The following is a 25,572-nucleotide window of genomic DNA, read 5'->3' on the forward strand; positions in this document are numbered from 1 at the left end:
GAGGCATTTACTGCTTAAAGGTTATTCGATGTGATAACAAAAACCAATTGCGCCTTCACCAGTATGGGTACTAATAATTGGTGTTGTATCCTCTATTGTTACATGATTAAAGCCTGTTAATTCACTGATTACTTCTTTCAGTTTTCTTGCTAATTCTAAACCACCCGCATGGGTAATTCCTACACTTTTAATCGTCTTTCCTTTTGCATCTTCTACTAATTGTTTGGATAAAAACTTTATCACTTGAGAGTGACTTCGTACCTTTGTTATTGGTGTATACACGCCATCTGCTAACGAAGCAATCGGTTTAATATTTAATAGAGAGCCAATTAAACCTTTGCCTTTGCCTATTCTTCCACCTTTAATCAGGTTTTCCAAAGTGTCTACAACAACATAAAGTTTCGTATTTTCTTGAATTTCTTGAATTCTCTGGATAATACGCTTGTAATCTTCTCCCTTATCTGCGAGTTCAGCAGCAGCTATGACTTGAAATGCCAACGCTTTTGAAATGAAGCGAGAATCAATAACAGTCACATTGGCCTCTGTTATGTCTGCAGCAGTTCGAGCAGAATCAACTGTCCCACTCATTCCTCCAGTCATATGGATAGAAATAATTTCGTCGTAACCATCTTTGGTTAGTTGATCATACAATTCTACAAATGTCCCTGTTGCAGGTTGAGAACTTTTAGGAAGCTCATCAGACTGTCGCATTAAATCCAGAAATTCTTGGGGCGTAATATCGACACGGTCCTCATAAGATTGTCCATTAATATTAATTGATAATGGTACAACAGCTATATCTAACTTTGTAATCATTTCAGCTGATAAGTCAACAGTTGAATCCGTTACAATTTTTATTCTAGTCATTCATTCACGTCCTATCATAGCAATTCAACCTTCATTATACATGTATATCACTGCGATTAAAAGATTTATGTTGAAACGTCTTTATACTGTCAAAATTACAATAAAAAAGATTATTACATTTATTTAATGTTTTTTTAGTTAGGTAAACTGGACAAATAATCAATAAACAAAACAAAAAACCTTTCAAAATAAATGTTAACTAAAATACATGATTTCACAGGCATATTAGCTTTTATAACTATGTGGACCCTTTTTATAACTTTCTCAACTTGTTCACTACACTAAAAAAAGACCCCTTTACGGGATCTATCATGCATTGCTTTTTAATTCTTTTGTTTGAAATACCATCTCAACATCTGACCACTTCATCACACGTTTTAAATACTCTTTAAATGAGTACACAGTTGTCTTACAATGTTCCGTATGATAAATTTTCGTTACAAACTGCTGTAGTCGAATGTGTACTAAGAAAAAACAAGGACTATCCTTATCCACTAAAGGAATCTCTGTAATCTTCACCTTCTGTCCAAATACATTTCTGAACTCTAGGCTTTTACATATCAAAATATCAATCCTCATTTTCACCCGTTTAATCGTATTATACATCATTTCGTTTAATAATTCTTCTAGATTTTTTGTGCTTATTAAAATTATGATGAGGAGCTTTCCAATGCTTCTAATTGTTCTTTCTTTAACTTTCTGCGATAAACGATTTTTGATAAGGTAATACTGATTTCATATAGGACAAGAAGCGGAATACTGACGATAATATCTGACATTAAATCAGGTGGTGAAATAATAACAGAAATCACTACAAGAACAAAATAAGCGTATTTCCTGATTTTTGTTAACACGTATGGGTTAATCATCCCGAGGGATGTTAAAAACATCGCCACAACTGGCAATTCAAATAGTATTCCAAAAGGCAACGTCATATGAAATATAAACTGAAAATACTTATCTACCGTAAAACTCATTTCCATCATACCTTCACTTAACCCAGTCAAAAAGTTAAACAATGTAGGCATAATGACAAAATAACCAAAGCTTAACCCAACTAAAAACAATACAAAAAGAGCTGGAATGTAAGCTAATGTAATTTTTCTCTCTTTAGGCACAAGTCCAGGTTTAACAAATTGCCATAATTGCAATGCCACAACTGGTATTGTCCCAGCTATGGCAATAACAGAAGCAATCGTAAAATACACCCAAATGATATCACTTGGTCCAAGTACAATTAACTGCTCTTTCAAATCACGGACAAACCATTGGTAAATATGATCGACGAACAGAAAACCGACAATAAAAAACAATACAAATGCCACTATACAAAGAATTAACCGCTTTCTTAATTCCTCTAGATGCTCAATATAATTCAATTCTTCTTGTTTCATAACCTACTCCTGCTTCGTTTTCAATTTAACCTGTTGAATCTTGCTTCACTTTTGTCCACTATTTAAAGACGAACAAAATGGAAAACCTACACAAAAAACGAGAAACATGTGGTTAGGTCAAAAGTAGTTGATTACTTTGACTAATACATGTTTCTAATTTTCACAATTATTCATTTTCATAACTATATGTAGCCCTATCGATTAGGCCTTTTTATTCATTGTCTCTCTCTCAGCATCATCGTCATTGGCTAATTCTTTCGTAGATTTCTTAAACTCTCTTAATGTATCACCTAGCGCGCGACCAATTTCGGGTAATTTCTTTGGACCGAAGATGATGAGTGCCAGCACAAGAATGAGAATAAGTCCTGGAAAACCTATGTTTGAAAACATGAAAAACATCCCCTTAAACTGTTGTTCAAGCCATCCCCATTATAGCGTTATTTTAAAAGAAAAGTCAATTAATTCCTAACAATCATTAGACTAAAAGATGAAACAAATTTTCATCATTGTTAATTTCTTGATAAGAGAATCCTTTTTTATTCATGCGCTCGATTAAACTATGATTATCACGTCGATTCTTTAGCTCAATACCGACTAGAGCTGGACCACTACCTTTATTGTTCTTCTTTGTATATTCAAATCTTACAATATCATCCGTAGGACCAAGCACCTCATCTAAAAACTCTCGTAATGCCCCTGCTCTTTGAGGGAAATTAACAATAAAATAATACAATAACCCTTCATACAACAAGGATCGTTCTTTAATTTCCTGCATTCTTTCAATATCATTATTTCCACCGCTTAAAACACATACAATTGACTTTCCTTTAATCTCATCTTTATAAAAGTCTAAAGCTGCAATTGATAATGCTCCTGCTGGTTCGGCAACAATTGCATGCTCATTGTATAATTCTAATATTGTTGTACAAACTTTTCCTTCTGGGACGCTAATAATGTCATCTACATATCGTTTACAAATATCAAATGTCATCTCACCCACTCTTTTAACTGCTGCACCGTCGATGAATTTATCAATTTCATCTAGGGCCACGACTTGATTTTGTTGAACGGATTCCTTCATCGAAGAAGCTCCTTCAGGCTCGACACCAATCATTTTCGTTAAAGGTGACACACTTTTAATGTACGTGGACAAACCAGACATCAATCCGCCCCCGCCAATACTTGCGAAAACATAATCAATTGGTTCATCGCAATCATGAAGCATTTCAACAGCAATAGTTCCTTGACCAGCTATCACATGCTCATCTTCAAAGGGATGAATAAATGTGCGCCCTTCCTGATTACAGCAAGCCTGAGCCTCAGCGAATGAATCATCAAATGTATCGCCAACAAGAATAATTTCAATTGAATCTTTGCCGAATAATTCAACTTGGCTTACTTTCTGTTTAGGTGTAGTTGCCGGCATAAAGATTTTCCCGTTAATACCTAATCGATGGCAAGCATAGGCAACCCCTTGTGCATGATTGCCTGCACTTGCACAAACAACGCCGTTCTTTATCCGTTCCTCTGGTAATGACATCACTGAATAATAGGCACCTCTTAGTTTAAAAGAGCGTACATGTTGCAAATCTTCCCGTTTAATATACACATTGCACTCATATCTTTCAGACAAGCGATTATTTTTTTGCAGCGGTGTATGGGCAACGATATCCTTTAAGTGCTGGTACGCAATTAAGATATCCTCCAATTGCACCATTTTCTCTTTCACTGCTCTCTGTTCCATTTGCCAACTCATCCCTTTTCCTTTTGTAATTTGTACATTATAACATGAGAATAATAGATTGATGCACAATTTTTTAAAAATTCATGTTTTTTTAAAAATGAAAACGGTTACTTTATTTCTGATTTTTTAATTTCCTATATATGGAATAATAATCATTTACTTCATAGAAAAAAATTGATGAGGAGATTATAGTGAATCGGGCATAAGACTTGGAGTACATACACTTATAATTGTTCCCGAGCAATAATGGGTTGCACGATTTTTTAGAAGTAAAAACTGGGATGAACGCTTTTTCAAATGTGATTTTACGTTATTCATGGTATGAGGGCAAATTGGCAATGTCATGTTTACATGCAAGAGTCAGAAGAAAAAAGATGACAACTGGTAGAAATGATATTATTTTATAAGAATCACCAGAAAAAAGATAAATGTAGGTGTACCCACCCATAACATATAATTGTTTTTGGACATTCTTAAGTAATCAAAAAAAGAGATTAATAGCTTAACGTTTATAGTTACGCCGCATAATGCATTTTCTTACTCCTTGCCTGTTTTAGGGTAGGCAAATAGATAAAGAACAAATACTTCATAGGAGACCATGAAAAAAACACGAAGCCACTTCGTGTTTTTAATGGCTCATAAAGAAGCCGTCTATTTTATTTTCTAACATATACTTGAAATTCGTAATCGTAAGCATTTTTTTCGTCTTTGCTTCGTTTCTCGACGGACACTTGTTTCCATTCGGTGAGGTCGAATGATGGAAAGCTTGTGTCACCCTCGATTTCAGCATGAATTTTGGTAATATAGAGCTTATCTGCATAAGGTAAAGTAGATTGATAAATTTGCGCTCCACCAATGACAAAAACTTCCTGCTGTTTTTCTTGACTGTATGTAATTAATTGTTCAATCGAATTTAATACTGTTGCTTGCTCTGGAGAAAAATCTGTATTCCTAGTAATGACAATATTTTCTCTTCCTGGAAGTGGCCTTCCAAGTGAGAGCCATGTTCTTCTCCCCATCGCAACTGGGTGACCTAACGTCGTCTCTTTAAAAAACTGCAAGTCCCCTGGTAAATGCCACGGTAACTGATTATCTTTTCCTATCACTCTATTTTCACTCATTGCCCAAATTAATGAAATCATTTTCATATCCTCCAATCGGCACTAGCAATTAATTATAAGTTTAATATAATTCTCTGCACTTGAAAAGAAAATCCAATAATAAAGCTTCTCAGCAAAAGAAAAGCACTCATCCCATGATGAGTGCTTGGTCTACTTAAACGGCAACTGGGGCTTTAATTGTTGGATGAGGATCATAGCCCTCAATTGTTAAATCTTCCATTTCTATATCAAAAATCGAGGTTTTATTGTTATTAATTCGTAGTTGCGGCAATGCCTTTGGTGTTCTTGATAATTGTTCCTGTACTTGCTCAAGATGATTCGAATAAATATGCGCATCACTGATTGTATGAACAAAATCACCAACCTCTAAACCACACTCATGAGCAATTAAATGAGTGAGCAACGAATAGGAAGCCACATTAAATGGAATCCCTAAGAAGGTGTCGCCACTGCGTTGTAATAGATGGCAACTCAACTTACCATTTATGACATAAAATTGGAACATGGCATGACAAGGAGGTAATGCAGCTTTGCTTCCTTTTCCACCTGCATTGATCACATCTTCAGGGTTCCATGCATTCACAATGATTCGTCTTGAGTCAGGGTTATTTTTTATCTGTTCTATCGCATCTTTTAACTGGTCAAGCTCTTCCCCAGTTGAAGCAGTCCAATTTCTCCATTGCTTTCCATATACATTTCCTAAATCTCCGTATTTTTCTGCAAACTCATCGTTAGTAAGGATTCTTTCACAAAACTGTTGTAATTCTTTTTGATAGATTTCATTAAACTCGTTATCAATTAAACAACGTCTACCAAAGTCTGTCATATCAGGACCGTTATATTCATCTGATTCAACCCATTTTTTAAACGCCCATTCATCCCAAATATGGTTATTATGCTGCAATAAATAGCGAATGTTTGTATCACCTTTAATAAACCAGAGTAATTCACTTGCAATTAAACGGAACGGTACACGCTTTGTTGTAAATAATGGGAATCCTTGACTTAAATCGAAACGCATTTGATAGCCAAAAACACTTAAAGTTCCAGTACCAGTACGATCTTGTTTCTTTTGTCCATTTGTTAAAATATGTTGTAGCATGTCTAAATATGCCTGTTCTGGATGTTTCTCCATGATACTCACCTCTTAAACTTTATATCTTAATGATTATGGGCCATTTGTCTAATAAAAGAAAACGTTTTTGGCGCATTTTCATACAAGTAACTTCTCGTTTCTACATTCAAAAAATAAAGGGCAAAACTCTCAGCAAAATATTCTTCGGAAAACGTAGAGAAATAGGAGTCATTTGGAAATAATCGTGGTTGCTCTTCTTGCCAAATACGAATAAATTGGCTATTCGAACGGATTTCCTCAAAGATATAACGATCAATGGAATGTGCCAGCTCATGTAATTCCAAATTAACGGAGCCATGGTCCATCCCTTGGTCACTATAGCCTATTTTTACAAGCACTGTTTTCCCTCCACCAATGCCTGGAACTTGATCCCATGTCGTTGATGAAGTATATCCACGTGGAATCATTCCAGTTAGATGTTTTACGCTAGGATTCTCTGTCAACCTGCCTGAAAAAAGCTTAATCTTAATATTTTGATTGTCTATTTTTTGTAATAAGGTAGACGGTAATTGGTCCAAGCGGGATATGATGGCAGCTGCTTCTATTTCATCAAAAGATTCTGTTGGTAATAAGACAATCTCTCCTAACAAATCCGCTGATGTAAGATCAACTGCTTGCTTTAGTTCTGAAGAATATGGATAGTTCTTTAACTGAATCGCACCGATATCGGCTTGTGAACTTCCCATTAATGTTAAGGAAACAACTAAAAATAAGCCTGTAAATATCCACTTTTTCATAGCTGTTCCTCCCTTTTTTATCATTAATCGTATCATTACTAGTCTATTAATTATATCATAGATTTTCATTAAATATAAAAAGGACTAATCAAAGATCAGCCCTTTTAATCTAGCACACTTATGAATAAGAACGAACAATATCGCTTAAGCTAGCAGCTTGCGTACCATTCCCTACCGCTGCAAATTTCCAGTCTTGACCATGGCGGTAAATCTCACCAGCAACTAAACTTGTTTTCCCATCGTAATTTTCCGTTAAGTTAAAATGAATTAACTCTTGATGATTATTTGAATTGACAATGCGAATAAAAGCATTCTGAATCATACCAAAATGTTGTTTTCGTTTTACACAATCATAAATATTAACAACAAATACAAGTTTATGGATATGACTAGGAATACGACTCAAATCGATAAGGATTTGTTCATCATCACCATCTCCATCGCCCGTTAAATTATCACCGGTATGTTGAATGCTTCCATCACCACTTTTTAAATTTCCAAAATAAATGACATCTTTATTGTTACGTAATTTATCGTTATCCCCAAGCAGTATAACCGAAGCGTCACAATCGATATCGACACCCCCACCGCCTCCAAAGAGACCAGCTAATAGTCCACCACTACTTTTTTGCTTTACTGGATCCCATCCTAAACCAACAAGTATTTTTGAAAGACTTGGATTCCCTTTTGTTAAATCTACTCTTTGTCCCTTTTGTAAACTAATCGCCATTGTTTATCTCCCCTTTGTTTTTTTATCTCTTGTTTTTCATATTGCGAAAATTATCTTGCAACTGTTCTAATTTTTTCGTTCCTTCTTCTCTTAATTTGCGATTCTCTTCCTCAATCGACTTTGTTTCTTGCATCCCCTTCATGATGATATCCCAAGACTGTTCAATTGTTTCAATCTTAATACTTGGTCCACCAGCAAGTCTTGCAATGTCTGTACTTTGTTGTGATATATTTTGCGCATTTCTAACTAACATTTCATTTGTTCTGCGATCTAATTCACTCATCGAATCAGCAACGAGCTTTTGCCTTTTCGCTGCCATCGCTTGAATAAGTCCATTTTTAAAGATTGGAATCGTCGTCACAAAAGCTGAATTAATTTTCCCAATTAACTTCGTATTCCCTCTTTGAAGCATACGGATTTGTGGTGCCGTTTGTAATGCAACCATTTTCGCCATTTCTAAATCATACACTCGTTGATCTAATAATTCGACTGCATTTCTTAGAGTATCTAATTGCATAGAGGCCATTTGATCACCTGCAATTGCTTTTTGCTCTAATTGTGGCAATTGATTGGCTTTGAGTTCATCAGATTTCATCTGACCAGCAACAGCATACTGTTCAAGGGAAAGGTAATATTGATAGTTTTCCTCATACATCCTATCTAGCGTAGTAGTTGCTTCAACCATTTCATTTTGATATTTAGAGATTTCAACATAAATTTTATCGATTTCCTTGCCCATTGTTTGGTATTTTCCAAACAACTTTTCAATAAGTTTTTCGCCCTTTTTGAAGAGTTTATCAAAAAAACCTGGCTTTTCTTTCTGAAAATCTTTCGGGTCAAACTGATCCATAATTTTTCCAAGCTGTTTCAATAATTCTCCGGAATCCTCTACTTTTGTTGTTCTCATATTGCCGAGAATTTGATCAGAAAACTTGGATATCTCCTCAGCTGGTTCTTTACCAAATTCCAAAATTTGGATTTGATCGCGCTCGTCTATTGAGGCAGAGAGTTGTTGAACCTCTTTATTTTCTCTTAAAGCTAGTTTAATTTGACTCGCAGATGCTTCTGTTAACTTGTCTTCTGGGTTTGTTGAAATGACATCCAAATTCGTTTGCATATCAGATGAATTCATTTATTTCACTCCTTTATAACTTCTTGAAAAATTTAGTTAGTGCAGATTTTATGAAAGATGGTTCTTTATACTCTAATTCAAAAATGACATCTTCCAACCAATGAACATCATATAAACGCTCATCAATATAATTCTCAATATCATTATGTCCTGCTGGATTATAAACGGTGATATCCACACCGAACTGATTCATCAAAAGTAGCAATACGGCATCATGGCGACTCATTAAGCCATTTAATTCATTATTAAATAAGATAAGCTTAGGTACATCTTGTGAATAATCAAAACGTTGAATGAGTTGTAGCATCTTACCTTGGAGTTGCATACTTTGAGCGAAAATATAAACCTTTAAATCTTCTTCAGATTCATTTGCTTGTTTTTTTAATAATGATTTTTCACAAATTTTTCTTATCGCATAGGCTATCCCTTGCTGTAAGCCATTAGGTAAATGCTTGTAAGTCCAAAAATGAGCATTCATCACTTTATCTGGATCAACTAATCCGTCTTGATCAAGTGCATTACGATAATGGTAGCGATAATCGCTGCTCACCCCTTTTGAAAAAGGAAAAGAGCGGATTAAATAACTATGATCGTTTTCTTCAAGTGTGTGAAGCCTTTCCCAGTATTCTTTGCGGTCTCTACTGACACCTTGAATTTTTGCAAATACGTGCGGAATTTTCACAACCTTGTCTGCCACATCAAAATTAGGGCGAATCATCGCCTTTTCTTTAACAAGTAGAAAAAGTTCATCATAAGTTGTTTTCAACGTCAGCGACGCGGGCAAATATTCTCGTAATTGCCATGGCTTAAAAATACCTGATCCATCTTGATTAAGTATCGATTCTATTTCTTTTGATGCACGATAGGCAACGGTCGATTTTCTTCGTCGCTTTTCAGTTGGAAAAGGTTCAGCCTCATTCTTATTTTGAAAATGATGTACCGGAGTATTTGCCCAATCTAATTGAAACGAGGCAAACGCATCTTCTCCACTAGGTGATATGTAAATCACATCACAACCGAGCGAAAGTAAATAGTAAATAAAGTAAGCATGCGTTTTTTTATAAGGTCCATACCAAATAAATTTCGGGAGCTTTACTGTTAAATCAGCGTTGGTTAAGCTTTCTCCCAAATGGTTATGAGACCATTTAATAAGATCTGTTAAGATTCTACGCAAATCATTATGCTTAAGCCCACCTTCCTCTTTATCAGAGAAAAGTTGTAATGTTTCCATTAATGCTTCGCGGATTTTACGCTGAATAGCTGGTAGTTCTGAACGAAGTAGTAATCCTTCCCCATCTAAAAAAGCGACAAATCGATTAATTGAAAGCTGCTGATCTCTATGGATATTAATAACCTTTTGGATGGACTTAAAATGTTCATTATTCATCGATTTGTCTAAATAGTCTTCACCAATTACTGAAATATCGATCGTTGGATCATTAGCTAGGTCAAACAGTTCATTATAATAGGCATCCTCGTCTAATGGTACACCTAATAACCGGAGAAAGATTTGATTATAAGTAAGTGTACGATTGGCCACCTCATACATCGGCCTTTCATTTAGTGGCGTTTTTAATGCTTCTTTATACCCTTCATATGTAACTGCCATTCGGATATTTTTCACATGACTATGAGTGACATTCATTGACTGATCCCTTCCCTTTAATACATTCGTCTTACAGGTTCATTTTGTATATATATTGTTGTTTTAGAAACAATGATTATAAACACGTATCCATTTCATCTTAACATAAATAGTTACGATTTGAAGCTATTGAATAAGGGCTTCTGCCATTTTCACCATTTACTGTGGTTATGCATATAGTTGCATTACTAAGGATACCTGTATTTGCTTCAAACGAAAGGATAAATGTAATCAAAGGATGGATTAAAAATGAGAATGTTAGCGAAGCGTTCCAAGTTACCTAATATCGATTCAGAATTAAAAATACTGGAACGAACTTTAAACTCCTCAATATTTATAATGCTTGATTTACTCTTTTTGGCTGCCTTTCTTTCATTATTCACTTATACAGTTCACCAGTCCATTTTCTACACGAGCATGATCTTTATTTTCTTTATCACAGCTGGATTGGTTGTATTTTCTGTTGTAAATCGGATCTTTCTCTCCGGTCGAAAGGATTGGTAACTGTCTGAAGTATTTTAGTAAGGAATTCTTCTGTTGCCAGCATCCCTTTTTCCTTTGTTAACCAACGGGAAGACTTTTTTATATGTTGAGCTAGTTCTCCATGAGCAGGAACAAATGATTCATCACAAATTTTTAAAAAGTCATAATCTAATAATGAATCGCCTGCTCCGAATAAATACTGGGCCCCTTCATTTTCTGCGATATACTGTAGTGCCCTACCTTTGCTTATCGCATTTGGTATAAAATATAATTTTCTACCTTGCAAAGAAATACGCCATCCAAGCCCTTCTGCCATTAGGCGTATTTCAGCCAATTGGCAATCTGGCAATGTTTCCATTAGCACATAGTAGAAAAACCACCCATCTGCTTCACGCAATCTCCCCTCTATCTTAAATGGGAATAAATGATTCAAGAGTTTCTCTTTCGTTCCACTCTTATCATAGACTTCTCGCTTGATACTTTCTTCCCAATTTAGCAAAGGCTGACCGTTATATAGAATTTGTGCGCCATTGGCAACAACTGCATAACGATGGCTAAAAGGAAATTCAATCCGCTCAAATTGTTGCCGTGTTCGTGTAGTAATTGGCACGAACAGAAGGGTATTACGAATTTGTTGTAATAATTTTATGGCACAATCACTCATCACAGATAAAGCTTTATTATTTTTATATTCAACAACGGTTGCAGATTTACTTGGAATTGCTTCCAATTGCGATATCGCTGTCTCTGAATAGATTAATGTCCGATCTAAATCTGAGGCAAAAATTCCTCCTCTCATTGGATCACCTTCTTAATTAGTCCACAACATGTATAGCTCATTTGTGGATAATGAACCAATTCAATCTTTCTCTCCTCAGCAAGTGCAAACAAATGTTTTAGATAAGGACTATTTTTATCTTTAATCAGTATTTTCCAAGGTACCCTTCTTAAAGCTACTCTCGTCGTCTCACCTACACCTGGTTTAACGAAATGAGAAGATTCGATACCGAACTCCTTTTGGATTCTTAGTATTTCATTCATACCTGAAAAGGTCGCTCCGTAATTTTCATCCACTATTTTACTTGCTTCCTGCTTTGCAATAGATACAACTTTTTGAAATTGCTGAGTTATTTTGTCTAAATAGATGTTTGATAAATCTTCATCAATCATATGATGGTAATATTTCGCCCCATGAAAATCCTTTTCACCAATCCATTGATTATTTAAAACCGTCCTGCTGACTAGTCCAGAAACAGTCGAATTTAAGCAAGCACTCGGAATTAAAAAGTCTTCCCTCGTTCCAAATACGGTTGTACAATGGCCAGGGTCAGCTAAAACAGCCAATGTATCATCAATTTTCACTCCATATTTCTGAAAGAATAAGTGGCAAGCATTTGTTAATTCTATCGAAATGGCACCTTTTCCTGTCCAACCGTCTACGAATTGAATCATTCCCGTTGAATGTTTTTCTAAAATATAGTGAAGAGCATTTTCATCGATTCCTCTATCGCGAATAATAGAAATACTATAATGCGGCAAATCTACATGGTATTTAAAAAACAAATATCTTTTAATTAAAATGCCTATTGGTGTACCTGCTCTCGCTAGTGAAACCAAAACTGTCTGTTTGCCTTTAGCTGCATAAATCTGTTCTGCTACAACAGCTATACTTAAAGCCACTTTCTCTTTAAATTCGTCTAAAGAACGAAAGAAAAGATCGATATACGCTTTTGGTGGCTGGTATTCTATTGGTAAGGTTTCACTATAATGAGCACCTGATTGAATGGCATGTTCTCTGTTTTCTGTTGTATCTTCTAAATGGATATGACTTAAATCCTTTAAAAGAAAGGTGACCTCTCTTCGGTCATATGACCCAAACATAGGCTGTCTGGCGACAATAGTCAAATCACCTCACTCCTTTCAAAAAGACAACTTGAATACTTGGTATTTTTAACTGTTGTAAAAACTTGCTTAAAACCTGTTCATCTACTAATCTTTCAAAAAAGATAAATACTTCATCATATGTTTCCGGTGGGATATTATAGATATAGTTCACCACTTCTTCCACTTCAGGGCTAGGAAAAGTCATACCAAAGCGTGCGCCATAGGATGGTTTATTATGGACATGAATAGGGCTACGGGTTGTACTTTGATACTTTACACTACCCTCCATTAAGCTAGCTATTTTCATTGGCAAATACATAAACTCACCTGTGCCGATACATAAAATATGTTTACCCTTTCTTTTTTGATCAAGAAATGTTGCAACCTTCTCTGCTTTTGAGTTTAATAAAACGTTCACTTTACTATCCAACCCGAATCGACCACTTTCAGCAATATAAGGAACAGTGTTGAAGGGAGACTTTTGATTTGTCGTAGGATAATACTTAGAAGCAAACAGCATAGGTAATTCTTTTTCTATGTAAATTTCATTCATTTCTGTAGATGGACGGTAAAAGTCTACACTTTCTTCCTCCTTAATAACTGGGTTCCCATCTACTTCAACTTCGCCAGCAAGAAGGGATATATGACGTATAGTGATATCTAACGCTTCCTCTAGTTCAATAAATGCATTCTTGTTGGTCTCATTTCTCCAATCAAGAATAGAAACAACAGTGTAATGCTTCCTCGGAAACTTATCATGTAATGAAGTGATAATATTTCGCGCTGTCTTTCCAGTCGTCATCTCATCATCTACTAATATAATTTCCCGACTATTTTGCAACAAATTGGCGTCGATATAACAACGATGAGAAGTAGCATGTGAATGCTCTTCCTCAAAATGAATGATCGATTCAACGTTTAAAAGATCTTCTCTCGTTGTATGAAAATAATCTGCATTCTTAAACGCTTGAAAAAATGCCTGACCGAGCGCTGTCGCAGTTTCTGCAAAACCAATAATGATGGGGGAATATTGATCGCCAATAAATGCTGTATCACTAAATTTAGACTGCTTATTTTTCAGTACATCCACAAAGGGTGATGATGACGAAAGCTTTTTCCCTTCCACATCCTTAAGGTAGCTTTCTGCTAATAACAGTCCCGTTGCTAACCCTTTTGCCGGCGAGATAGGCAGATGTTTACCTAACACTTTACTAACGAATAAAAAGGATCTTTTTTTATTCTTTCTTGCTGCCATCTGGAATAATTCATCGAATTTAAAATGGTAAGGATTATAGTTGATATTTAGCTTCACCTGCATGGGCTCGATGACGTCTATCATGTGATAACTGTTGGAAGAAATCAATTGTGTTGTATTGTTCATTTAGCACCCCGTAAACTCTTGATTTTAACTCGATTTTTTTTGCCCAATAATAATGGGGCTTCATTTCGTTCATTTTGTTCTGACTCGCACTTTTCATCACACCACGGGCCCCATTTGAATGATTTAATATATCCATTGCATCATTGTATTCTTCATAAGTCACAGTGTTTAAAGCTTGTACCGGCGTAATTTGCGTGGGATGTATAATTGTTTTACCGATGATACCATTACTAATATCGAGTAATATTTCTGCTATGAATCCTCTCATCTCTTTCGGTAGTTTGTTCATAAATGACGATGAATCCATGATTTGCTCCGTTTGATTACTTAGTACGTTAACTTTTTCTTTAGAAACAAAATGCTCCCAAACAGGTCCAGAAAGTAAGTAAGTATTAGGTGCCCTTTGGAAAAAGTTCATAATGTCTGCTAGACAATCTCTCAATACAGCAATATCATATAATGAAGTGGATGTGTTTCTTCTGATTCCTAAAAGTCCACAAAAATCTGTCGCCCCTATCCGGATATTCAAAATAAAATGGGCGTACTTATCGAATATTCCTTTTAGTTTTTTTAATTCTTCCATTCTTGTTTCTTTAAATAGAACTTCTTTCGTTTCAAGAATTGGCATCGCATATAATTCATGGCCACTATTTCGTATATCACTTACGAGTTGCAGCATGTCTTCACCATCGATTGAAGAGAATTTTGGAATGACAATACCAGTTAGTAACTGCCATTCATCTTTAAATAAAGTTATTAGCCGAACTAACTGCTCTTTATTTCTTATACGAATAAAAAGTAATGGCAATTCTTCTAATGTAATAAAGCCTCTAGAAATATCTTGTTGAAGTTTATGTAATGAATGCTGTAATTCCCTTTCCGCTATTTCCACTTCTAGATCACCAATACTATCTTCTAAACAAATGACAACTGATGTTAGACCAGCGTGCTTTTTATTAATCAAATCTTGATGGATTGCAGGACGTGTTGCAGGCATATAAAGGGTGGCTGCTAATGCATATGCAAGCTCATTCTTCGGTGTATATTTATTAAATGTCGTCGGTTCTTTAAAAAAGTACTCATCTAGTGCAGCTTGAGATAAATCTGTAAATAACCTCATACGCCAACTCCTTTTTTTAATTTCAGAAAAATTTAATAGAGGGGACCCAGAAATAATTGCAATTATTATCAGATATTGGAAGATATTGATGGAGTGAAAAAAGAGGGATGAAGCAATTCATCCCCTTTTCTTATGAGCCTGCTGCTTCAGTACGTTTTCTCTTCGCATGTACAATAAAAGTAATTGCAAAAACAATCACAAGTACGCCAAAGAAATACATATGATCTATGTGAATACCTGCTGCACTTAACAACATCTTTAAAGAGATTAATAGAATAAGAATATAAGAGCTTGTTTCAAGTTCAGGTACACGGTCAATTAATTTTAAGAATACCCCTGCAACGCCCCTCATCATGATGATACCTAGCATACCACCAACAAGAAGTACCCATATTTCTTGACTCACACCTAATGCTGCTAAAATGCTATCAATTGAAAAAGCAATATCCATTAATTCAACGGCAATAACTGTTCCCCAAAATGTCCCAAACAGACGAATCAATAAGCCTCGTTGATTGATTCCTTCCAACGCTTCTTCGTCTTCTGCTTCTTCTGCTTTCTTTTTGTCGATAAAATATTTAATAGCTAACCAGCCTAAGTAAGCGGCTCCTAGTACTTTTATCCACCAAAATTTAATTAAAAATACACCTACACCTATCGCTAAAAAACGGAAGAAATAAGCGCCAAGCAACCCATAAAAAAGTGCTTTCTTTCGTTGTTTTGGTGGTAGGTGCTTAACCATTACTGCTAAGACAAGCGCATTATCGGCTGAAAGCAAGCCTTCTAAAATGACCAATGTGCCAATTAGCACCCATGCATCTGGTCGAGATAATGCCTCAACCCACATATCCCAATCAAAGAAACTAGAATAGGTATGTAGGATCCCATCGATAATTTCCATAGTGAATTTTTCCCCCTGATCAACTTTATATACTATCGTTCCTCACCTAGTATATACGAATATGTACTAGAAAAGTTTCAATTTTTGAAATTAACTCATCCATTTTGGCGGGGTATTTTTATCCCAGTAGATAGACCCTAGTTCATGGTGAGTTTGGAATTGATCATAGGCAGTATGATAATGGAAATTAAACCAATAACCTTGCTGTGGTGGATGATCTCTTCTGACATGAAAACGAATGACATCTTTCTGCTTGGCCTCATCTGCTATATGAAAAATTCGTTCTGAAACGCCCGCAGAGGCCGTTTCAGTGATACTCAAATGATGCAGATTCTCCTCTGTATACTGCTCTGCAACTTCTGAAATCGCCTTTTCTATATTAGGTAGGATGACGATTTGAAATTCTGATTCAATGACCGGTTTAATTTTTTCACCAAACTTTTCGAAAGAATGCTTTTCCGCGGAAGTAACCATTTCCTTTATAAAATCCTCCCTCGAAACTTGTGAAGTTTCTTCTCCACTTACATCTGGTAAGCTTTCAGCTAAAACTGCTTTTCTTGGTGACTTATCTTCTTCATGCTGAATAGGTAATAAACTCGTTGGTGTTACCAATCCAAATGTAAAGATTGTCACCATCACCACTAATGATTTTCTTAACCAACTCGGCAAGTGTATCTCCTCCTCAGATGACTTTCATTATTTATTTAAAAATGCCACTTTTCTCAATACGGGAAACAACTTCTAATAATGTTTCTTCTGATTGGACAATACCCATGCGTACATAACCTTCGCCCCATTCACCAAAGGCATTTCCAGGTGTTACAACGACTCCCGCTTTTTCAATTAATTCAAGTGCGAATGGCTTAGATTTCATTCCATCCGGTAATTTCCCCCATACGAACATCGACCCTTTAGGTAAAGCCACATCCCAACCTACTTCTCGTAATCCAAGAACAAAAGAATCTCTTCTTTTTTTATAGACCGCTCTCAATTCATCTAAAAAGGAGGAATCATCAGCTAACGCCTGTACAGCAGCCATTTGAATAGGATAAAAAACGCCATAGTCAAGGTTAGACTTTAGATTACTTAAAAGAGAAATAACTTTACGATTTCCTGCAGCATAAGCCACACGACACCCTGCCATATTAAAGCTTTTAGATAACGAGTTCATTTCAATCCCTACATCCATCGCACCATCAACTGATAAAAAACTAATTGGCACCTCTTCAAAATATAATTCAGAGTAAGCAAAATCGTGGAGAATGACAATCTCATTTTCTTTCGCATATTCGATTGCTTGTCCAAAAAATTCTTTTGTCGCCAGGGCAGGAACCGGATTTCCAGGATAATTTAGAATCATTATCTTTGCTTTTTTACTAACTTCTTTTGGGATATCAGCGAAAGAAGGTAAGTAATCATTTTCTTCTTTTAAAGGCATACGATACATTTGCCCTCCTGCAAGATTCACACCTGCTTCGTACGCTGTATAACCAGGATCTGGAACGAGTACTATATCACCAGGATTACAAAGCACCATTGGTAAATGGACCAAACCGTCTTGTGAGCCCATCAGTAACGTGGTTTCTTCCTTCGCATCGAGGGTTACGCCGTATTTTCTACTGTAATAATTCGCCACTGCCTCATGAAACTCCGGAATCCCTTTTAATGTGTAACCATAAAGCTTTGGATCACTTGCCATTTCGCCCATTATCTTTGTTATAATTGGAGGAGGTGGTAAATCGGGACTACCGACACTAAGATCGATCATTTTTATGCCTTCTTCTAGTTTCCGTTGCTTGATTTCAGCTAGTTCCGAAAAAATACTCTCTTGGAATTGCTCCATTCTCGCTGCCATTTGAATATTCATGTTCATTGCCTCACAAAATTTTTCTTTTATTCTACCATATTTTATCACTTTTTGGGCATTGGTTCATGATTAATTGCTGCTTTTTTGGGGGATATATACAAATAAGAAAATAAGAAGGGGGAAGGTACATAATGGATTCTAGTTGGATTGCGCTTGTTGGTGGTTTAGTACTACTTGCTTACTTTGTTTATATGTGTATCACTGATTAAAAAACGTTTGCCATTAGTTTCGATTGCTGTAGCCATTAGTAAGGCAACAGCAATCTTTTTATCTTTTTTCCCACACACCGTAGTGGAATTTCGCTGATTTACGTTTGATTTGCTGAAATGCAAAGGCTTGGAATCTTTCACTACGGAAATGATCCTTCAATACCACTCTCTCTTTAGACACGCGCTTCGCCTCAATAATCATATCCTCAGTCAAATCACCTTTGTATGTAATCGAATGTAATGCATTGATATTAGGCGATTCTTTTATCGTTGTTTCAAACATGGGGTCAATATAGACACATTCAAAGGAAGCATCAGGGACAGATTTCAAGTAATTGATGGCTAAATCATGAACTACTTCGATTCTTTCCATACTGCCTTTCATGATTACGTTGTCATTTGGCCATTCTTTCAAACCTTGACCAACGAAATACGCTATCACCTTACTTGCTTCTAACCCAATTACCTTCCCTGTCTCACCTACAGCATAACTTGCCACAATGCTATCTGAAGCTAGCCCAAGTGTGCAATCAAGAAAAGTAGAACCCGCTTTTAGTTGACAAATTTCTATAAAAGGATCATGTTCACCTTTTTGCAGACGCTTAATGCGGAACATTGCTGAACTAGGATGAAAGAAAAAAGGGCTTTCCTCACCTACTTTATATAGTTCCATTCGCTCTTTTCCAACGACAATTCCGTTCGTTTCGTATTGATTGACCATACTCTTTATTGTTCTTTTTCTTCTATGTATAAAGGGAAGGTTCAGCGTCATTGCTACCTGCTTTGCCTTATTGGTTTCGTCAGGATTTGTCCTCGCTGATGTTGTAACAAACATCAAAACACCTACTTATTTTATTGAAATTAAAAAGCAACAGTCAGGATAAGAGTGCTCCTAACTGCTGCATTCAATCACCTTTTATCGTGTGATCCTTTTTATAATTTATTATCAAACGCTGCTAATAAATTGTGCATAATTTCTTCCATAGAGTGATCTTCAATATCATGACGTGGAATAAAATGTACCACTTCTTTCCCTTTAAGAAGGGCCATAGATGGAGAAGACGGCTCAATACCTGTGAAATATTCACGCATTTTTGCTGTTGCATCTTTATCTTGACCAGCAAAAACGGTCACTAAATTGTCTGGTTTCTTCTCTGCATTTAATACAGCCTGAGTCACTGCAGGTCTTGCTAATCCTGCTGCACAGCCACAAACAGAATTCACGACAACTAATGTTGTACCTTCTGCTTGCTCCATATAATCGTTTACTTCTTCTTCAGTTGTTAACTCGCTAAAACCGGCCTGAACAAGCTCAGCTCTCATCGGCTTCACAACTTGTTTCATATACTCTTCATAAGCCATAGACATAAATATTCCCCTCCTTTACTAATGATTGCACAGTAAGCATACTATATTTCAAGCCTATATTGCAAAGTTATCGTTCTCGGATAAAAGGAATAGCCAATGATAGACGATTGAATAATTGGAAATCCAAAATATTTATGACTGGACGGATGCTTCTAAGTCTATTGCAGGGTTTCGCCTTTTTTGAGGTGTTGATGCATGTGTTTTTTTCGGATAATACCAAAAGTGCGATGTTAGATCACGTCTCAAAGGGAGACATCCCCACACACATTAAGCTAACAAACACAAGAGCCCACAATTGAATAGTCCTACTATAAATTTTTGCCTAAGGTTAGTCAATTAGCCATAAAAACTGCTACTCGCTGAAGTTACTATTGATTGCCCTTCCACTCTTTTCTAAGCAAACTATAAGTGACAATATTGTTATAACATCCGTTGATGAACTCAGCTTCACGGTTTATACCTTCTTGTTTAAACACTAGACGTTTAGGTATATTTCTACTTTTAATATTTGCTTCTGCACACTGAATCTCGACTTTATTAAGCCCTAAATCACAGAGAATATAGTCAAGCAGTGCTTTTACACAACATTGAAATTATCCCCTTACCTTCAATAGTATCCCATGCTCGTATGTTTTGTCTTCCAATTGATAAAATGAAGTGAACTCATCCCAACTAATCTACCATCGTAAAATATACCTGTGTTAAAACCTTGATTTCTGCAAATTGCTTAACCAGATAGGAACTCAATCTCTTTTGCGAATCTGAGTGACTTGCAAAACCTGTTTGCTCTGCTCTCAATCTCATTTCCGAACCTGAGTGATTTGCAAAACCTGTTTGCTCTGCTCTCATTACTTTTTTTCGACCTGAGTGACTTGCAAATCCAATTTGCTCTGCTCTCAACCTCATTTGGGAGCCTGAGTGACCTGCAAAACCTATTTGCATTGCTCTCAACCTCATTTGGGAATCTGAGTGACCTGCAAAACCTGTTTGCATTGCTCTCAATCTTATTTGTAGATTTGAGTGACTTGCAAAACCAATTTGTACAGCTCTCAAACTCATTTGGGGAATCTGAGTGACTCACAAAATCTGTCTGCACTGCTCTCAATCTTATTTGCGAATCTGTGTGACTCGCAAATCCAATTTGCTCTGCTCTCATTACTTTTTTTCGACCTGAGCGACTTGCAAATCATATTTGCTCTGCTCTCAACCTCATTTTCGAATCTGAGTGACTCGCAAATCCAATTTGCACTGCTCTCAACTTCATTTGGGAATCTGAGTGACTCACAAATCCAATTTGCTCTGCTCTCAACCTCATTTTCGAATCTGAGTGACCTGCAAAACCTATTTGCATTGCTCTCAATCTCATTTTCGAATCTGAGTGATTTGCAAAATCTGTTTGCACTGCTCTCAACTTCATTTGGGAATCTGAGTGACCTGCAAAAACTGTTTGCACTGCTCTCAATCTTATTTCCGAACCTGAGTGACTCACAAAACCTGTTTGCACTGCTCTCAATCTCATTTCCGAACCTGAGTGACCTGCAAATCCAATTTGCACTGCTCTCAATCTCATTTCCAAACCTGAGTGACTCGCAAATCCAATTTGCTCTGCTCTCAACTTCATTTCCAAACCTGAGTGACTCGCAAATCCAATTTGCACTGCTCTCAAACTCATTTCCAAACCCGAGTGACTCGCAAATCCAATTTCCATAGCTCTCATTCCCTTTTTCTAACCTGGCCGACGTGCAATTCCGGTTTGCCCACTCTTTTTCACTCAACTCATGGAGGCACGCACACATCTCGACATAACACTATTCCTGCCAATGTAAAAACCTTCTATATCTATGTTTCTATCTCTACTTTTTGATCGAGTTTCTTTTGGACTGAACCCTGCTTATCCTCAGTTCTAACACAAAAAAATTACCTACGGCTTCGTCGTATACTGGTTATGATTGAAAAAGGACACCTGCATGTTGCGCATGCAGGTGTCCTTCTAACTCATCCATTTTTCCGTGATTCTGTCATTTGCTTCCATACAGACCCTTTTGCTTCTTCGCCTTGCTCAATTCTTTCAATTGCTAGTTTAATTTGCAGACTTACTTCAAATTCATTATCATTTTCAGCTGCTTTTAAGGCAGGAAGCGCTTTTTCGTCGCCTACTTCGTATAAGAACATTGCTGCACGCCAGCGAACCAGCTTGCTTTTATCAGATAATGCTTCCATCATTTTTTCAGAAGCTTCAGGGAAGCCGAGATCTGATAAACAATCCCCCGCTGTTCTTCGCACTGTGACTGATTTATCTGTTAGCGCTTTATATAGATAAGGTAGTACTTGAACGTCTTCAATCATCCCTAAGTAAACAGTTGCTAATCTTCGCACAGACGCTTTTTCATCTTGAAGGGCAAAGTCAAGTACATCTAAATCATCTAGAGAAGGATCAGCCATTTGCTCAAGCTTTTGATAGCGTATACGCCAGTCTTCCACTTTTAAATCATCTGGGGTAAGTTTAAGACGGACTCTTGGTGCCAATGCTTCTTCTGATTCTGGACTTTGGGCTGCAGTGATGAGTGTTTTTACTCTTTCCTCTGGGTATGCAGCTAGAATCTCATCCACTACTTCTTTACCCACTTGTTCGAATTCACCATAACGCACTCCTAGTTCTTTCCACTTTCTTACCATGACTACATTATCATCAGGTGCTTGTGCATCACCTACGGCTTTAACATAAAGTTCCGGTAAGCCAAAGCGCTTTTCTTCTGTACCATCTGTTAATTTCACTTGCATCGGTATGCCTTTATACGTTTGCACAAAAGCTTGTACTTCACCAAAATGTTCATTTACTTCCGTTCCCCCAGCACTCTCAGCTTCTTCACCAAAGGCTGCTCTCACTTGAGGAAGTAAATCTTTCCAATCGAATTTCGCATTTCGTTCGACTGCAAGAAAATCGGCTACATGATAGACACCTTTAATTCCATCTATTTTTAAGATATCAACAATGACTTCCGGCGCTCCTTCAGCCTGACCTACTTTGTAATTATTGCTTGTCCCCATAGGCAGTTCTTTATCTAAGATCACCTTCATCGTATTCGGACTTGGTGTAGGTTCAATCGCTTTTATAATCAATGAAATCACCCTTTACTTTAATTGTTCTCTCATGATAATTATTCTAACATAAATCATCGTCTACTTTCATTTATCTACATTGATTAAGCATCTGCCCATTCAGACAGATAACTCCAACGTTCAATGAGATATTCTAAATCATGATTTAGCTTTTTTTGTTCATCCATGAGCTGTTGAGCTTTCTCGAAATCACTACCAATATTGTTCATATCCTCATCGATTTCTTTCAATCGACTTTCAATCGCTTCCATTTTATCATCGATTTGCTCCCATTCTCTTGCTTCATTATAGGAAAGCTTTTTCTTTTTTGGTTTACTTTCTTCCTTTACTTCTACTATCTTTTTCTCATCCGCTTTTTTACTTGATGCTTGTTTTGATTTCTCAAGGTATTCACTATAATTCCCATAATAACTAGTTATTTCCCCATTTCCTTGTAATACAAGTAATTGAGTGGCGACTTTATCAAGAAAATAACGATCATGTGAAACCGTTATAACCACACCAGCAAAGCTTTCTAGATAATCCTCTAGCACCGTTAACGTCTGTGTATCAAGATTATTTGTCGGCTCGTCTAAAAGCAAAACATTCGGTGAAGTCATTAAGATTTTCAATAAATATAATCTACGTTTTTCTCCACCTGAAAGTTTTCTAATTAATGTACCATGCATATAAGGTGGAAACAGAAAACGCTCAAGCATTTGAGCAGCAGATATCGTTTTTCCGTCAGTTGTTTCGATTACTTCGGCCGCTTCCTTTAAGTATTCAATCACTCTTTTGCTCTCATCCATTTCTTCACTTTCCTGTGTGTAATAAGCGATTTTAACCGTCTGACCGATGATTCTCTCACCTTGGTCTAACGGTAAATTGCCGGCTAAAATATTTAGAAAAGTGGTTTTTCCTGTCCCATTTTGACCAATAATGCCTAGTCGGTCACCTGGTTTCACTAGCAGGTCATAGTTTTTTAGGATGGCTAAATCACCATAGTATTTTGTCGCTGATTTCAACTCAAATACTTGCTTTCCTAACCGACTACCACTTAAAGACATGTCTAATTTTTCACTTGAAGTAACATTTGTCAATTTTTCATCTAATTGATCAAAACGATCTATGCGCGCTTTTTGTTTGGTTGTTCGCGCCTTGGCACCGCGTCTCATCCACTCTAACTCTCTACGATATAAATTCCGTTGTTTATCGATTACAGCTGCTTCATTCTCCTCTCGGACCGCTTTCGCCTCAAGGAATGCTCCATAGTTACCTTTATAACTGTATAATTGTGCCGCATCAAGTTCAAACATCCGGTTTGTCACACGATCAAGGAAATAGCGATCATGTGTCACAAGCAGAATTGCTCCCCGGTATCGGGTAAGATACTCTTCTAGCCATTGAACCGATTCATGATCAAGATGATTCGTTGGCTCGTCGAGAATTAATAAATCACTATCTTGTATCAACGTTTGTGCTAACGCTACCCGTTTTTTTTGTCCACCGGACAATTCACCAACTTTTTTTTCAAAGTCGACAATACCTAGTTTTGTTAGGATCGTTTTGGCATTTGTACTTGCTTCCCACCCATTATTAGCATCTAATTTTTTTTGTAATTGGAAAAGATGCTCCTGTACTTCGCTATGATCTGGATGTTCATTCAAAGCGATTAATGCTTGCTCATACTCTCTTAAAAGCACGAGTAAAGGAGAATCGCCTGCAAATACTTGTTCAAGTATAGTCAATTGTTCGTCTAATTTAGGTTCTTGTTCAGCGTAGGAGACTGAATAATCCTTAGGCGCAATAATCTCTCCAGCATCAGGCAAATCAATACCAGCGACGATTTTTAACAGTGATGACTTTCCTGTTCCATTTACACCAATTAAGCCAACGCGGTCATTTTCTCCGATAGTAAAATTAATTTGCTTAAATAGCTCTTTTTCACCGTAAGTTTTTGTTATATTTTCTAATGATATATTTTTCATTTCGACCATCCATTCATTAATCTATCTAAACCAGCTATATTGCGGTTAGTCTATTAACTATTCTAATAGCTAATTGTAACATGAAAAATGGCGATCCGTGATATATTCATGCTTATCAACTTTACTCATACAATTTTTTATAAAAAAAGTCGAGACAATAGGAACTGGATTGTTCTACTGAGCACCGCTTTTTAGCGTTGCCATGTAAGAATACCATCTCACCTATTGTCTCAAACCTCTAATATTGATCTAATACTATTAATGTTTGTTGTGTGTAGTCAATTAAATCAAGTAAGTCTTCTAATTGATCTTCTGTTATCAGTCTGTCAAAATTGACTACTATCTCTTGCGTCCATTCATTCTCTACCTTTATTAATCGTTGTTGAATGGTACGGCGATTCCCCCATTGTTTAACGACTTGCTCGTAAGCTGATTCTAACTTATTTTTTTCCTGTTTTTGCAGAATAAAAGAGATGGATAGATGAGCACCGATTTCATTTGTGAATGGGTGCGTAGGCTGCAATTCCGCCGTAATTTGTTGCAAATTGGCCTGTAAGGTAATTTTTGCTGATAAAGTGTTAGCAACGGTTGTATCCGTAAATGAGATGTCATAGCGTCGGCTAAATTTCGCTAGATTCATCCAATCATTTCGATCGATTATCTTCATTTCACCCGTTAAATCAAAATCATAAATATGCCCCTCTAAAACAACCTTCATATTATCAAAAGCTATTGGGTCAAACAATGTATCAATTCCCCTTTATATT

The 25,572-nt window shown here is 36.5% G+C and carries 25 protein-coding genes; all 25 read right to left on the reverse strand.

Annotated features, from left to right (window positions below):
- Positions 1 to 21 precede the first annotated feature (21 nt).
- Positions 22 to 867, reverse strand: a complete 846-nt coding sequence (locus tag U9M49_RS06680) for a DegV family protein (protein ID WP_307313220.1) — start codon at positions 865 to 867, stop codon at positions 22 to 24.
- 309 nt (positions 868 to 1,176) lie between these two features.
- Positions 1,177 to 1,431 (reverse strand): DUF2535 family protein, encoded by a 255-nt coding sequence (locus tag U9M49_RS06685; RefSeq protein WP_095372867.1) that lies wholly within the window; start codon positions 1,429 to 1,431, stop codon positions 1,177 to 1,179.
- A gap of 86 nt (positions 1,432 to 1,517) precedes the next feature.
- A complete protein-coding gene (gene tatC / locus U9M49_RS06690) occupies positions 1,518 to 2,261 on the reverse strand; it encodes a twin-arginine translocase subunit TatC (protein WP_307313215.1) in 744 nt (247 codons plus the stop codon).
- Between the two features lie 201 nt (positions 2,262 to 2,462).
- Positions 2,463 to 2,651 (reverse strand): twin-arginine translocase TatA/TatE family subunit, encoded by a 189-nt coding sequence (locus U9M49_RS06695; protein ID WP_095372866.1) that lies wholly within the window; start codon positions 2,649 to 2,651, stop codon positions 2,463 to 2,465.
- Between the two features lie 85 nt (positions 2,652 to 2,736).
- Positions 2,737 to 4,005 (reverse strand): threonine ammonia-lyase IlvA, encoded by a 1,269-nt coding sequence (ilvA, locus tag U9M49_RS06700; protein ID WP_095372865.1) that lies wholly within the window; start codon positions 4,003 to 4,005, stop codon positions 2,737 to 2,739.
- Between the two features lie 656 nt (positions 4,006 to 4,661).
- Complete coding sequence (locus U9M49_RS06705) at positions 4,662 to 5,147, reverse strand: dihydrofolate reductase (protein ID WP_095372864.1); 486 nt, start codon at positions 5,145 to 5,147, stop codon at positions 4,662 to 4,664.
- Between the two features lie 133 nt (positions 5,148 to 5,280).
- Positions 5,281 to 6,261 (reverse strand): thymidylate synthase, encoded by a 981-nt coding sequence (locus tag U9M49_RS06710; protein WP_095372863.1) that lies wholly within the window; start codon positions 6,259 to 6,261, stop codon positions 5,281 to 5,283.
- A gap of 26 nt (positions 6,262 to 6,287) precedes the next feature.
- The gene (locus U9M49_RS06715) at positions 6,288 to 6,998 is read right to left on the reverse strand and encodes an anthrax toxin lethal factor-related metalloendopeptidase (RefSeq protein ID WP_307313209.1); all 711 of its coding nucleotides are present in this window, start codon (positions 6,996 to 6,998) and stop codon (positions 6,288 to 6,290) included.
- A gap of 118 nt (positions 6,999 to 7,116) precedes the next feature.
- Positions 7,117 to 7,728: a TerD family protein gene (locus tag U9M49_RS06720; protein WP_095372861.1), complete on the reverse strand. Its 612-nt coding sequence runs from the start codon at positions 7,726 to 7,728 to the stop codon at positions 7,117 to 7,119.
- 22 nt (positions 7,729 to 7,750) lie between these two features.
- Complete coding sequence (locus U9M49_RS06725) at positions 7,751 to 8,845, reverse strand: toxic anion resistance protein (protein WP_416337093.1); 1,095 nt, start codon at positions 8,843 to 8,845, stop codon at positions 7,751 to 7,753.
- 28 nt (positions 8,846 to 8,873) lie between these two features.
- Entirely contained in the window at positions 8,874 to 10,505 is a 1,632-nt protein-coding gene (locus U9M49_RS06730; protein ID WP_095372859.1) for a YceG family protein, read from the reverse strand.
- 436 nt (positions 10,506 to 10,941) lie between these two features.
- Positions 10,942 to 11,787: a hypothetical protein gene (locus tag U9M49_RS06735; RefSeq protein WP_322909529.1), complete on the reverse strand. Its 846-nt coding sequence runs from the start codon at positions 11,785 to 11,787 to the stop codon at positions 10,942 to 10,944.
- Entirely contained in the window at positions 11,784 to 12,869 is a 1,086-nt protein-coding gene (locus tag U9M49_RS06740) for a cysteine protease StiP family protein (RefSeq protein ID WP_322909684.1), read from the reverse strand. The genes U9M49_RS06735 and U9M49_RS06740 overlap by 4 nt, the downstream gene beginning before the upstream one ends.
- Positions 12,870 to 12,894: 25 nt before the next feature.
- Complete coding sequence (locus U9M49_RS06745) at positions 12,895 to 14,253, reverse strand: phosphoribosyltransferase family protein (protein WP_322909530.1); 1,359 nt, start codon at positions 14,251 to 14,253, stop codon at positions 12,895 to 12,897.
- The gene (locus U9M49_RS06750; RefSeq protein ID WP_322909531.1) at positions 14,162 to 15,373 is read right to left on the reverse strand and encodes an HpcH/HpaI aldolase/citrate lyase family protein; all 1,212 of its coding nucleotides are present in this window, start codon (positions 15,371 to 15,373) and stop codon (positions 14,162 to 14,164) included. Before U9M49_RS06750 ends, U9M49_RS06745 begins: the two co-directional genes overlap by 92 nt.
- 130 nt (positions 15,374 to 15,503) lie before the next feature.
- Positions 15,504 to 16,274 carry a TerC family protein gene (locus U9M49_RS06755; RefSeq protein WP_095372854.1) on the reverse strand — a complete coding sequence of 257 codons (771 nt, stop codon included), beginning with the start codon at positions 16,272 to 16,274 and terminating at the stop codon, positions 15,504 to 15,506.
- A 90-nt stretch (positions 16,275 to 16,364) separates the two neighbouring features.
- The gene (locus U9M49_RS06760; RefSeq protein WP_307313193.1) at positions 16,365 to 16,943 is read right to left on the reverse strand and encodes a YpjP family protein; all 579 of its coding nucleotides are present in this window, start codon (positions 16,941 to 16,943) and stop codon (positions 16,365 to 16,367) included.
- Positions 16,944 to 16,974: 31 nt separating this feature from the next.
- Complete coding sequence (locus tag U9M49_RS06765; RefSeq protein WP_322909532.1) at positions 16,975 to 18,141, reverse strand: LL-diaminopimelate aminotransferase; 1,167 nt, start codon at positions 18,139 to 18,141, stop codon at positions 16,975 to 16,977.
- A gap of 267 nt (positions 18,142 to 18,408) precedes the next feature.
- Entirely contained in the window at positions 18,409 to 19,185 is a 777-nt protein-coding gene (locus U9M49_RS06770; RefSeq protein ID WP_322909533.1) for a class I SAM-dependent methyltransferase, read from the reverse strand.
- Positions 19,186 to 19,283: 98 nt separating this feature from the next.
- Positions 19,284 to 19,718, reverse strand: a complete 435-nt coding sequence (locus U9M49_RS06775) for a BrxA/BrxB family bacilliredoxin (RefSeq protein ID WP_095372850.1) — start codon at positions 19,716 to 19,718, stop codon at positions 19,284 to 19,286.
- 672 nt (positions 19,719 to 20,390) lie between these two features.
- Positions 20,391 to 20,777 (reverse strand): hypothetical protein, encoded by a 387-nt coding sequence (locus U9M49_RS06780; protein WP_322909534.1) that lies wholly within the window; start codon positions 20,775 to 20,777, stop codon positions 20,391 to 20,393.
- 127 nt (positions 20,778 to 20,904) lie between these two features.
- Positions 20,905 to 21,426, reverse strand: a complete 522-nt coding sequence (locus U9M49_RS06785; RefSeq protein ID WP_322909535.1) for a hypothetical protein — start codon at positions 21,424 to 21,426, stop codon at positions 20,905 to 20,907.
- 287 nt (positions 21,427 to 21,713) lie between these two features.
- Complete coding sequence (locus tag U9M49_RS06790; protein WP_095372847.1) at positions 21,714 to 22,838, reverse strand: conserved virulence factor C family protein; 1,125 nt, start codon at positions 22,836 to 22,838, stop codon at positions 21,714 to 21,716.
- An 83-nt stretch (positions 22,839 to 22,921) separates the two neighbouring features.
- Entirely contained in the window at positions 22,922 to 24,805 is a 1,884-nt protein-coding gene (locus tag U9M49_RS06795; protein ID WP_307313174.1) for an ABC-F family ATP-binding cassette domain-containing protein, read from the reverse strand.
- Positions 24,806 to 25,043: 238 nt separating this feature from the next.
- Entirely contained in the window at positions 25,044 to 25,550 is a 507-nt protein-coding gene (locus U9M49_RS06800) for a hypothetical protein (protein WP_095372845.1), read from the reverse strand.
- Positions 25,551 to 25,572: the final 22 nt, after the last annotated feature.

The sequence above is a fragment of the Cytobacillus sp. OWB-43 genome (genome assembly GCF_034651445.1).
Taxonomy (GTDB): Bacteria; Bacillota; Bacilli; order Bacillales; family Cytobacillaceae; genus Cytobacillus; species Cytobacillus kochii.